This is a genomic window from Streptomyces sp. NPDC060194 (assembly GCF_042728285.1).
In the GTDB taxonomy this organism is placed as follows: domain Bacteria; phylum Actinomycetota; class Actinomycetes; order Streptomycetales; family Streptomycetaceae; genus Streptomyces.
On record NZ_JBHWZH010000171.1, the window covers coordinates 1 to 10,856 of the forward strand.

A 10,856-nucleotide genomic window follows, 5' to 3' on the forward strand; every position below is an offset into this window, starting at 1 on the left:
CCGCCACCCGGGGAGGGTGGCGGACCCCGTCGGGACCGAAGGTGTCACACCGTCAGAGGAAGGTGACGCACCGTCAGAATCCGTGTCAGAACGAGGGGATGACCGATCCCGCGTACTTGTCCTCGATGAACTTCTTCACCTCGGGCGAGGTGAGGAGCTTCTCCAGCTTCTTCACCCGCGGGTCGTTCTCGTTGCCCTCCTTGACGGCCAGGAAGTTGCCGTAGGGGTTGTCGTCCGCGGACTCCAGGACGAGGGCGTCCTCGGCGGGCTTGAGGTCGGCCTCGATGGCGTAGTTGCCGTTGATGACGGCGGCGTCGACGTCGTCGAGGGAGCGGGGCAGCTGGGCGGCCTCCAGCTCCTTGAACTTCAGGGCCTTCGGGTTCTTCGCGATGTCCTTGGGGGTCGCCGCGTTGCCGGCGCCCTCCTTCAGCTCGATGATGCCGTTGGCGTCGAGGAGCTGGAGGGCGCGGGCCTCGTTGACGGTGTCGTTGGGAACGGCGATCGTCGCGCCCTTCTTCAGCTCGTCCGCCTTCTTCGCCTTGTTGGAGTACAGGCCGAGGGGCTCGAGGTGGACGGTGACGCCCGGCACGATGTGGGTGCCGTTCTTCTTGTTGAAGTCGTCCAGGTAGGGCTTGTTCTGGAAGTAGTTGGCGCCCACGGAGCCGTCCTCGGTCGCCGTGTTCGGCAGGACGTAGTCGGTGAACTCCTTGACCTCCAGGTCGAGGCCCGCCTTCTTCGCCAGCTTGTCCTTGACGAAGTTCAGGATCTCGGCGTGCGGGACCGGGCTGGCGGCGACGATCAGCGGCTTGCCCGCCTTCGCGTCCTCGGATCCGGTCGCGGCCTTCTCCGAACCGCAGGCGGAGAGCCCGAAGGTGAGCGCTCCGGCGGCGAGGACGGCGGTGGTGATCTTGGTGGTGTTACGCACGAAAAGTGCCTTTCTCCAGGGATGGTTCGGCCCGGTGAGGGGCCAGGGGGGTCAGGAGGTCTTGAGGGGTTCGGCGGCGTCCGGGCGGGCGGAGCCGGCGTCCGGGCCGGTGCCGGCGGGGGCCGTGTCGGCGCGCAGGAGGCGCAGCCGGGGCCGGGCCGAGCCGTGTCCGCGGCGGGACAGGCCGCGGGCGGCCAGGTCGCCGGCCAGCTGGATCAGGGAGATCACGACGGCCAGGATGGCGACGGTGATCCACATCAGCCCGGTCTCGAAGCGCTGGTAGCCGTAGCGGACGGCGACGTCGCCGAGGCCGCCGGCGCCGACCGTGCCGGCCATCGCGGAGTAGCCGATGAGGGCGACGACGGTGGTGGTGGCGCCGGAGATCAGCGACGGCAGCGACTCGGGGAGCAGCACCTTGCGGACGATGGTCCAGGTGTTGCCGCCCATGGCCTGGACGGCCTCGACGAGACCGCCGTCCACCTCGCGGACGGATGTCTCCACCAGCCGGGCGAAGAACGGGATCGCGCCGATGGCGAGCGGGACGATCGCCGCGTTCGGGCCGATCGTGGTGCCCACGACGGCGCGGGTGAAGCCGAGCAGGGCGACCATCAGGATGATGAACGGCATGGAGCGCGCGATGTTCACCGTCTGGCCGACGACCTTGTAGACGAGCGTGTTCTGCAGCAGCCCGCCGCGGTCGGTCAGGACGAGCAGCACGCCGAGCGGCAGACCGCCGACCAGGGCGATCAGGCCGGACCAGCCGACCATGTACAGGGTGTCCCAACACGCCTGCGCGAGCAGGGGCTGCATCTCGGACCAGGTCACTTCGCACCGTCCTTCACGAGCTCGGCCAGGGCGGCCCCGTCTGCCTCGTCCGCCACGTCCACCTGCAGTCCCTGCTCGCGCAGGAAGCCGATCGGCACGACGTTCTCCTCGAAGCGGCCGGGCAGTTCGATCCGCATCCGGCCGACCTGGCGGCCGGCGACGGTGTCCATGGCGGCGCCGAGGATCGAGATGTCGATGTTGTAGGTCCGCGACAGCTGGGAGATGACCGGGCGGGTCGCGGCGGCGCCGTGGAAGGTGACGTCGACGACCGTGCGGTCGGGGCCGGAGGCCTCGCCGCCGACCGGGAACAGCGCGGCGGCCAGCTCGGAGCCGGGGGTGGCGAGCAGCTCGGGGACGGTGCCGGACTCGACGACGCGGCCGTTCTCCATGAGCGCGGCGGAGTCGCAGATCCGCTTCACGACGTCCATCTCGTGCGTGATGAGCAGGACGGTGAGGCCGAGCTGCCGGTTCAGGTCGCGCAGGAGCTGGAGGATCGACCGGGTCGTCTCGGGGTCGAGCGCGCTGGTCGCCTCGTCGGAGAGCAGCACCTTGGGGTCGCCGGCCAGGGCGCGGGCGATGCCGACGCGCTGCTTCTGACCGCCGGAGAGCTGCGCCGGGTACGACTTCGCCTTGTCGGCGAGGCCGACCAGGTCGAGGAGTTCGAGTGCCTTGCGGCCACGCTCGGCGCCGCTGACCCCGAGGATCTCCAGCGGGAGTTCGACGTTGGCCTGGACGGTCCGCGAGGAGATCAGGTTGAAGTGCTGGAAGACCATGCCGATGCGCGAGCGCGCCTCGCGCAGCTGCCTGCCCGCGCGCGGGGAGCGTCCGGCGAGCGCGGTGAGGTCCTGGCCGTCGACGGTGACCGTGCCGGAGGTGGGGCGCTCCAGGAGGTTCACGCAGCGGATGAGGGAGGACTTGCCGGCGCCGCTCTGGCCGATGACCCCGTAGACCTCGCCCTCGCGGACATGGAGATCGACTCCGTCGAGGGCGGTCACTTCTCGGGACCGCGAGCGGTAGACCTTCGTGAGGCCTGTGGTGGTGATCACTGTGATTCCGTCACTGTCGAGTGCGCGGCGCGGATCGCACACCGGGCACGGGGCGTTCTTCGGAAGGGCGCGACACGGGTCGGAAACGGCGCGAAGCCGGGAGGTAACGCGTGCGCGGGGCGGCCCGGTCCGTGAGCGGGTCGGTCACGGGCGGGGCGGAAAGCTCGCTTCGGGGCGCGAAAGCGGGTGCGGGGGCCCTCAGAAGGCGCACATTCGACACATACAACGAGCACCGGGCGTCATCGTCGCCTCGGTCGCAGGGATGCGGTTGCTCGTCGTGGTCATGCGGACCAGTAAAGCAGACGGTGTGACGAACGGATCCGGGGTGTCCGGATACCGGACATCCGTCCGCGCCTCGGTATACGACCCCGGAGGCCCGGCAGGACCCGCGCACCGCAGGTGCTCCGGCCCGTCCCACCGGCCGGGCGGCGGCCGGGCGGCCGCTCGCGATGTGGCCGACGCCACCTCCCGGGGCCGGGCAAAGCGGTCGCCGGGGGCCGTAATAGGGTCCCCTCATGCTTGTTGCCCTGACGGTCACGACCAGTGTGGCCGCGCTCCTGCTCGCCGCGTGGTGCGGCCACGCGGCCTACCGGGACCAGCCGACCAAGGACTGGCACTTCATCGGGATGGCCGTCGTCACCCTGCTGGTGCTCGTCCAGCTCGTCGTGGGGATCGTGCTGGTCGCGGGCGGCGAGGAGCCCGCGGAGGGCAGGACGCTGTTCTTCTCCTACCTGGTGGGCGCCCTCGCGTGCGTTCCGGCGGCCGGTCTGCTGTCGCTGAGCGAGCGCACCCGCTGGGGCTCGGTGACGGTGGCGGCGGGGGCGGTCGTCCTCGCCGTGCTGCAGGTGCGGCTGCACGACATCTGGGGCGGCGGCCATGGCTGAGCGGACCGGTCGGACGCCCCGGACACGGCTCATGTCCGGCCCCGGCGTGGTCGTCCTGTGGCTCTACGGCGTGATCACGGTGGGCGCGCTCTCGCGGTCGGTGTACGAGATCCTCACGAAGTTCGACGAGGCCCCGCTGGCGTACACCCTGTCCGGGATCGCCGCGCTGATCTACCTCTTCATCACGTACTCGCTGGTGCGCGGCGGGGAGCGGGCGCGCCGCGCGGCGCTGGCGTGCTGCGTGGTCGAGCTGACCGGGGTGCTGACGGTGGGCACCTGGACGCTCCTCGACCCGTCCGCGTTCCCGGACTCCACGGTGTGGTCGCAGTACGGAATGGGCTACCTGTTCATCCCGCTGCTGCTGCCGCTCACCGCCATCCACTGGCTGCGGAAGGCCGGCCGGGTGGAGGAGCCGGCCGGCTGACGCTCCCGCGCCGCGCTCAGGCGCTGGCCACGTAGGACGCGGACGGCGCGCCCTTCTCCAGCAGGATCAGGCGCACGCCGTCGCCGCCGGTGCGCTCGCCGACGGCCGTGTACCCGGCCTTGCGGTACAGGCGCAGGTTGCTCTCGCTGCGGTGGCCGGTGAAGAGCCGGAACTGCTTCGTGTCGTGCTCGGCCGAGAGCAGCCGCTCGGCGGCGAGCAGCAGGCGGGCGCCGAGCCCGTGGCCCTGGAGGCGCGGGTGGACGCAGAGCTTGGCGATCTCCCCCGCGTGGTCGGACCCGATCGCCGCGTGCGCCGAGCCGACGACCTCGTCGCCGAGACGGGCGACCAGGACGGCGCCGGCGGCGACCTCGGCCCGCAGCGACTCCAGGCTCTGGACCAGCGGGTCGATGCGGTAGTTGCCGTACCGGGCCGCCTCGCTCTGGAAGCAGAGGTAGCGCAGCCGGAAGACCTGTTCGGCGTCCTCTTCGGTCGCCCCCGAGATGGTCACGCTCATGCCCATGTGTGCATGCCTCCCGCTCACCTGTACGCCGGTTGTCTACGGCTGCTTTCCCCACCGTTCGACCGGGCCAACCTCCGCGGCCAGCAATCTGCGCAGACATCCCAGACATCGGGAACGTACCGGCCCCAAGCTGCCCTGTGACATACCCAACTCCCCCGCGATCTCGCGGTAGGTGGGTTCGCCGGGTGCGAGCAGCGCGGCGAGGAGCTCGGGGCAGCGGCCCGGCAGCCGGGACACCGCCCGCCGGAGCCGGAGCCGGTCGTCGACGTCGATCGCCCGGGGCTCGGGGCCGCTCTCGCCCTCGGTGCGCGGCTCGGCGTCCTCGAAGCGGTCGTAGGGGATCTCGCGGCGGGCCCGCCGCCGGGCGGCCCGGGCCTCGGTCCGGACCGCGCGGCGTACCCATGCGGCCCGGTCCTCGGGCGGCGACTGCGACAGCAGCCTCACCCAGACGTCCTGTTCGAGGTCCTCCGGGTCGGTGTCCGCGGCCGCGGCCTCCGCGGCGGCCTCGGCGGCGAGCAGCGGGCGCAGGGCGTCGATGGTGTCCATGCCGGGGGGCACGCGGCCGCCGGGCGGCCGGTTGCGGGGGCGGCCGCGGCTCACCCGTACGGAGACGACGGCCGGTTCAGCCGTTGACGCGGCGGCCGGCGGAGCGGAAGTCCGCCGCGGCCAGCAGTCCCGTGTCCGGCTGGTCGGTGAAGATCCCGTCGATGCCGGTGGCGAGGTAGGCGGCGTAGGCGCCGAAGACGTCGCCGTAGGCGTTGGGGTCGGTCCCCTTGCGGAAGTCCAGCGGCAGGAAGGAGTTCTCGTTGCGCAGGGTGTAGGGGTGCAGGACGAGCCGTTCGCGGTGGGCGTCGCGGACCAGGGTGGTCGGCGCGAGCAGCTTGCCGGTGGCGTCCTTGGGGATGACGAGGTCGAGGGTGGGTCCGATGCCCTGGGCGAAGCCGGCGATCCACTGCAGACCGCGCGGGGTGATCAGGTCGGCCACCGTGCGGGGGTCGCCTGCCTCCGCGAAGTCCCACGGCCGGGTGGCCGCCCCGGACAGCAGGACGACCAGGGGCGCGTCGACGAGCCGCGCGAGCCGCTGGATGCTGCCGGGCTCGAAGGACTGCAGGAAGTTCGGCGAACTCGCCCGGTGGCGGCCGTACTTCTTCAGCAGCCGGGCGAGCGGCTCCTCCAGGCCGAGGCCGAGCTTGCGGAAGTAGGTGGGGTGCTTGGTCTCGACGTGCAGCCAGACGCGGCGGCCCCGGCGGCGGCCCTCCGTCTCCGCCCAGCGGAGCACCTCCTCGAAGGTGGGGATCGTCCACCGGCCGTCGTAGAGGGTGTTCTCCTGGCGGGTGCCGGGGATGCGCTCGGTGGCGCGCAGGGTCTTCAGCTCGGCGAGGGTGAAGTCCTCGGTGAACCAGCCGGTGTAGCTGACGCCGTCGACGGTCTTGGTGGTGCGGCGGCCGGCGAACTCGGGGTGCGCGGCGACGTCGGTGGTGCCGGTGATGTCGTTCTCGTGGCGGCAGACCAGGTGGCCGTCCTTGGTCGGGACGAGGTCCTGCTCGACGACGTGCGCGCCCATGTCGAGGGCGAGCTGGTAGGAGCCGAGGGTGTGCTCGGGGCGGTAGCCGCTGGCGCCGCGGTGGGCGATGACGGTGGGCACCGGCAGGTCGTCGCCGTTCCCGCGCCGCCCGTCGGCGTACGCGGCGGGGGCGGCCGCGCCGAGTCCGGCCGCGCCGGCGCCGAGCACGGCCGCGCCCAGGACGCTCCGCCGCGTCGCTCTCCCGCCCTGCCGCTGGTCCCGTGCGGTGTCTCGCGTCATCGGTCCTCCAAGGGGGATGCGCCGCACCGGGCGGCGGCGGGTGCCCGATGGTAGGGGGGTACGCCTTACGGCGGGGAGACCGTAGACGGAACGCAGAGGTAACGGGGGTCAACACTGTGTATCGAGTCCATGAACCCGATGTGCGTCCGGCGGCGGCCCGCGAGTATCGTCCTCACCTGCACCGTTTCAACTGGACACCTTGACACCGGAGGAACCGTTGTCGCGCTTCGCGCTCATCAAGGCAGTGCTCGGACCGATCATGCGCCTGATGTTCCGCCCCCGGGTGGAAGGCGCCGAGAACATTCCGGGCACGGGGCCGGTCATCCTGGCCGGCAATCACCTGACCTTCATCGACTCGATGATCGTGCCGCTCTGCTGCGACCGCCAGGTCTGCTTCATCGGCAAGGACGAGTACGTCACCGGCAAGGGCGTCAAGGGCCGCCTCATGGCGTGGTTCTTCACCGGTGTCGGCATGATCCCGGTCAACCGCGACGGCGGGCGGGGCGGGGTGGCGGCGCTGATGACGGGCCGCCAGATGCTGGAGGAGGGCAAGGCGTTCTCCATCTACCCCGAGGGCACCCGCTCCCCCGACGGCCGCCTCTACCGGGGCCGTACGGGCATCGCGCGCCTCACGCTGATGACGGGCGCGCCGGTCGTGCCGTTCGCCGTCATCGGCACCGACAAGATCCAGCCGGGCGGCGCGGGCGTGCCGCGGCCGGGCAAGGTGACGATCCGGTTCGGCGAGCCGATGGAGTTCTCCCGCTACGAGGGGATGGACCGCGACCGCTACGTGCTGCGGGCGGTCACCGACTCGGTGATGGCGGAGGTCATGCGGCTGTCGGGGCAGGAGTACGTGGACATGTACGCGACCAAGGCGAAGGCGGCCTGAGCCGCCGACCCCGCGGCGACCGACTTCAGCGCTCCGCGACCGCCCGCACCCGGGCGGCCGCGGAGCGCACCCGGTTCAGGGGTGCTCGATCCCGTCCTCCAGCTTCTGTCCGCGCAGCAGGAACCACGCCGCGACGGCCGTCGCGAGCAGGACGACCGCGCCGATCCCGGCGGCCGTCTGCAGACCGTCGACGAAGGCGGACTGGGCCGAGCCGAGGAGCTGCGCGCCCTGTTCGGCGGGGAGCTGCCCGGAGACCTCCCACGCCCCGCCGAGCGACTCGTGCGCCGCGTCGCGGGCCGCGTCCGGCACCCCCGGCGGCGTCGCGAAGCCCGCGTAGACGCCGGTGACGATGGAGCCGAGCAGTGCGATGCCGAGCGCCGCGCCGAGCTCGTAGGCCGTCTCGGAGACGGCGGAGGCCGAACCGGCCTGCTCCTTGGGGACGCTGGAGAGGATGACGTCGGCGGTGACGGTGAAGGAGAAGCCCGCGCCGACCCCGACGACCAGCAGGGCGGCGCCGAGCAGCGGGTAGCCGGTGGACTGCCCGACCGTGGTGATCACGCCGAGCGAGAGGCCCACGGCGGCGAGGCCGCCGGCGACGACCGCGCGGACCGAGTACCTGCGGGCGACGACGCCCGCGACCAGTCCCGCCGCCACCGCGCCGATGGCGGCCGGGAGTTCGGCGAGGCCCGCCTCCAGGGGCGAGCGGCCCTGGACCAGTTGCAGGAACTGGGAGAGGAAGAACACCAGGCCGGACAGGCCGAGGATGGTCAGCAGGTCGGCCAGGACGGCTCCGGAGAAGCCGCGGTGGCGGAAGAGCCGCATGTCGAGCAGCGGCGAGGGCAGGGTCAGCTGGCGGCGGACGAACCCGTACAGGCCGATGACGCCCAGGGCCGCCGCGACCGCCACGCCCCAGCCCGCCCCGTGCGCCGCCGCCTCCTTGATCGCGTAGACGACGCCGACCATGCCGACGAGGGAGAGCAGCACGCTGAGCAGGTCCCAGGGGCCGGGGTTCGGGTCGCGGGACTCCGGCAGCAGCTTGACGCCGACGAGGACGAGGACGGCCATCACCGGCAGGTTGATGAGGAAGACCGAGCCCCACCAGAAGTGCTCGAGCAGGAACCCGCCGACGACCGGGCCGACCGCGGCGCCGGCGGAGGCCGCGGCGCCCCAGATGCCGATCGCGAGGCTGCGCTCCTTGGGGTCGTGGAAGATGTTGCGGATCAGCGCGAGCGTGGACGGCATCAGGGTGGCGCCGGCGACGCCGAGCAGCGCGCGGGCCGCGATCATCATCTCGGGGCTGGTGGCGTAGGCGTTGAGCACGGAGACCGCGCCGAACGCGACCGCGCCGACGAGCAGCAGTTTCTTGCGGCCGATGCGGTCGCCGAGGCTGCCCATCGACACGAGCATGCCGGCGATCACGAACGAGTAGACGTCGCCGATCCACAGCAGCTGGGTGCCGGAGGGCTGCAGGTCCTCGGTGATGAAGGGGCTCGCGAGGCCGAGGACGGTGGCGTCCACGGCGACCAGGAGCACCGCGAGGACGAGGACGGCGAGCGCGAGCCAGCGGCCGGGGCGGTACGCCTCCTGAGCCGCCGGCTGCTTCTCGATGCTGGTCATGACTCCACGCTCCGTCGTGCGACTCCGCCGAGCAGCAGCTCGACGATCATGTACTGGTAGTCCCGGGCGGCGACCCGGCCCTCCTGGACCGCGTAGGCGCCGGCGCCGATGAGGCCGTAGAGGGCCTCGGTGAGCCAGGCCGGGGTGAGGTCGATGCGGAACTCGCCGGCCTCCTGGCCGCGGCGGAAGAGCGCGGTGAAGCGCTCGTCGATCCTGGTCCAGCCGGGGTTCATCCGCTCGGGCTCGAAGAGCTGGTTCTCGGTGACCAGGAAGGCGAGGAAACCGGCGACCGGTTCGGAGCCGGCGACGAGCCGCCGTACGGCGTCGGCGGCCGGGCCCTCGTCGGTCCGCGCCTCGTCCACGACCCGCTCCAGCTCCTGGAGCCCGAGCACCTCCAGCGCCTCGATCAGCGCGTCCCGGCCCGCGAACTGGCGGTGCAGGGTCGCCCGGCTGATCCCGGCGGCCTTGGCGATCTCGTCCTGGGTGGCGGTGGGCTTGCGGGTGAGGAGGGCGGCGGCGGCGCGCAGCACCTGGTCGCGGTCGACAGACATGAGACGACCATAACCCATGTGAGACATGAATGTCTCATGGAACTTCGGGCAAGCCCCGGACGTCCTTCGGTGCAGAGGCCCGCCCACCGGGCCGCGAAGGGGGAGGTCGAGGGATGTCGGTCACGCTGGGCGAACAGGTCATGCTGCTGTCGCTGGACGACGAGTCGGGGGCGGCCAAGGAGCGGGCGGCCGCGAGCTGGGCGGTCGCCGGCGGGATCGTCCTGGAGCTGGTCCTGGCGGGAAAACTGTCCGTGCACAAGGACCGGATGAGCGTGGCGGACCGGACCCCGACCGGCACCGCGCTGCTCGACGAGCGGCTCGCCCTGATCGACGCGTGGGCCGCCGGGCGGAAGAAGCCGCCGACCGTCACGGAGTGGCTGATGAGGGACCGTGAGAAGTCCGTCAAGGCCACGATCGCGAGCCTGTGCGACCGCGGCCTGGTGGGCGAGGAGCGGACCCGCCTGCTCGGCCTCTTCCCCGTGACCCGCTACCCCGAGGCGGACGGGTCCGTCGAACGCGAGCTGCGCGAACGCCTCCGCGCCCTGGTCCTCGACGGGGCCGAGCCCGGCGAGCGGGACGCCGGCCTCGTCGCGCTGATCCACGGCGCGAAGCTGCACCGCATCGCCTTCCCGGGCGTGCCCCGCAAGCAGGTCGCCGCCCGCATCCAGGAGATCGCCGACGGCGAGTGGGCGAGCAGGGCGGTCGGCGACGCGATCCGCGCCATGCAGGCGGTCCTGGCGGCGGCGACGGCCGCCGCGGTGGCGGCGGCCGCGGTCTGATCCCCGGAATCCGTTTGCACGCTACATCCAACCGGCTTAGCGTCCCTTCCATGAAGGCCGTCGGTGAGAAGCAGATCCGTAGTTCGTTCGTCAACTGTTCCAAGGGCGAGGCGGGGCGGCTGCCGCTGCCCCGGGACCTGGCCGAGCGGCCGTGGGACGAGCTGGACTTCCTCGGCTGGCGGGACGGCTCCGCGCCGGACCGCAGCTATCTGGTCACCGAGCGGGACGGCGTCCTGACCGGCGTCACCCTGCGGTTCGCGACCGGCAGCCGGGGCTTCACCCAGCGGAGCATGTGCGCGCTCTGCCTCACCACGCACCCGGCGTCCGGGGTCGCGCTGATGACCGCCCGCAAGGCGGGGGCGGCCGGGCGCGAGGGCAACTCCGTCGGCCTGTACATCTGCACCGACCTCGACTGCTCGCTCTACGTCCGCGGCCGCAAGCGCCCCGCCCCCGGCGGCCGGTTCGAGGAGACCCTGACCGTCGAGCAGCAGATCGAACGGCTCACCCGGCGGCTGGACGGCTTCCTGGACACGCTCTACGCCTGACCCCACGGGGGACGCGGGAAGGGGGCCGGGCGATCACGCCCCGGCCC

Annotated in this window: 13 protein-coding genes; 5 read left to right on the top strand and 8 right to left on the bottom strand. The window is 72.2% G+C overall.

Features of this window, described 5'->3' with window-relative positions; genetic code table 11:
- Window positions 1-85 precede the first annotated feature (85 nt).
- Genes ACFWEG_RS25790 through ACFWEG_RS25800 form a run of 3 tightly spaced genes read right to left on the bottom strand, consistent with a single transcriptional unit; the run spans window position 86 to window position 2,796 of the window.
- The gene (locus tag ACFWEG_RS25790) at window positions 86-925 is read right to left on the bottom strand and encodes a MetQ/NlpA family ABC transporter substrate-binding protein (protein ID WP_387219611.1); all 840 of its coding nucleotides are present in this window, start codon (window positions 923-925) and stop codon (window positions 86-88) included.
- A gap of 51 nt (window positions 926-976) precedes the next feature.
- Window positions 977-1,750 (bottom strand): methionine ABC transporter permease, encoded by a 774-nt coding sequence (locus tag ACFWEG_RS25795; protein WP_387219613.1) that lies wholly within the window; start codon window positions 1,748-1,750, stop codon window positions 977-979.
- The gene (locus ACFWEG_RS25800; RefSeq protein ID WP_387219616.1) at window positions 1,747-2,796 is read right to left on the bottom strand and encodes a methionine ABC transporter ATP-binding protein; all 1,050 of its coding nucleotides are present in this window, start codon (window positions 2,794-2,796) and stop codon (window positions 1,747-1,749) included. Before ACFWEG_RS25800 ends, ACFWEG_RS25795 begins: the two co-directional genes overlap by 4 nt.
- Window positions 2,797-3,311: 515 nt before the next feature.
- Between ACFWEG_RS25800 and ACFWEG_RS25805 the strand changes: the two genes are divergently transcribed.
- Window positions 3,312-3,680, top strand: coding sequence for a hypothetical protein (locus ACFWEG_RS25805; protein WP_387219619.1), 369 nt, complete (start codon window positions 3,312-3,314; stop codon window positions 3,678-3,680).
- A 31-nt stretch (window positions 3,681-3,711) separates the two neighbouring features.
- Complete coding sequence (locus tag ACFWEG_RS25810) at window positions 3,712-4,104, top strand: hypothetical protein (RefSeq protein WP_387219622.1); 393 nt, start codon at window positions 3,712-3,714, stop codon at window positions 4,102-4,104.
- 16 nt (window positions 4,105-4,120) lie between these two features.
- Here ACFWEG_RS25810 and ACFWEG_RS25815 read toward each other — a convergent pair whose 3' ends face one another.
- The 3 genes from ACFWEG_RS25815 to ACFWEG_RS25825 all read right to left on the bottom strand — a co-directional run bounded on the left by ACFWEG_RS25815 (window position 4,121) and on the right by ACFWEG_RS25825 (window position 6,428).
- Window positions 4,121-4,624 (bottom strand): GNAT family N-acetyltransferase, encoded by a 504-nt coding sequence (locus ACFWEG_RS25815; RefSeq protein ID WP_387219625.1) that lies wholly within the window; start codon window positions 4,622-4,624, stop codon window positions 4,121-4,123.
- 36 nt (window positions 4,625-4,660) lie between these two features.
- A complete protein-coding gene (locus ACFWEG_RS25820) occupies window positions 4,661-5,170 on the bottom strand; it encodes a sigma-70 family RNA polymerase sigma factor (RefSeq protein WP_387219628.1) in 510 nt (169 codons plus the stop codon).
- Between the two features lie 76 nt (window positions 5,171-5,246).
- A complete protein-coding gene (locus ACFWEG_RS25825; RefSeq protein WP_387219630.1) occupies window positions 5,247-6,428 on the bottom strand; it encodes a glycerophosphodiester phosphodiesterase in 1,182 nt (393 codons plus the stop codon).
- A gap of 199 nt (window positions 6,429-6,627) precedes the next feature.
- Between ACFWEG_RS25825 and ACFWEG_RS25830 the strand changes: the two genes are divergently transcribed.
- The gene (locus tag ACFWEG_RS25830; protein WP_387219632.1) at window positions 6,628-7,317 is read left to right on the top strand and encodes a lysophospholipid acyltransferase family protein; all 690 of its coding nucleotides are present in this window, start codon (window positions 6,628-6,630) and stop codon (window positions 7,315-7,317) included.
- 75 nt (window positions 7,318-7,392) lie between these two features.
- On the opposite strand, the gene ACFWEG_RS25835 is transcribed toward ACFWEG_RS25830, so the two are convergent.
- Together ACFWEG_RS25835 and ACFWEG_RS25840 are read right to left on the bottom strand one after the other, a co-directional pair.
- Window positions 7,393-8,934: an MFS transporter gene (locus tag ACFWEG_RS25835; RefSeq protein ID WP_387219634.1), complete on the bottom strand. Its 1,542-nt coding sequence runs from the start codon at window positions 8,932-8,934 to the stop codon at window positions 7,393-7,395.
- Window positions 8,931-9,485, bottom strand: a complete 555-nt coding sequence (locus ACFWEG_RS25840) for a TetR/AcrR family transcriptional regulator (RefSeq protein ID WP_387219636.1) — start codon at window positions 9,483-9,485, stop codon at window positions 8,931-8,933. The genes ACFWEG_RS25835 and ACFWEG_RS25840 overlap by 4 nt, the downstream gene beginning before the upstream one ends.
- A 113-nt stretch (window positions 9,486-9,598) precedes the next feature.
- On the opposite strand from ACFWEG_RS25840, the gene ACFWEG_RS25845 reads away from it, so the two are divergent.
- Entirely contained in the window at window positions 9,599-10,264 is a 666-nt protein-coding gene (locus ACFWEG_RS25845) for a GPP34 family phosphoprotein (protein WP_387219638.1), read from the top strand.
- A gap of 50 nt (window positions 10,265-10,314) precedes the next feature.
- Complete coding sequence (locus tag ACFWEG_RS25850) at window positions 10,315-10,809, top strand: FBP domain-containing protein (RefSeq protein ID WP_387219641.1); 495 nt, start codon at window positions 10,315-10,317, stop codon at window positions 10,807-10,809.
- Window positions 10,810-10,856: the final 47 nt, after the last annotated feature.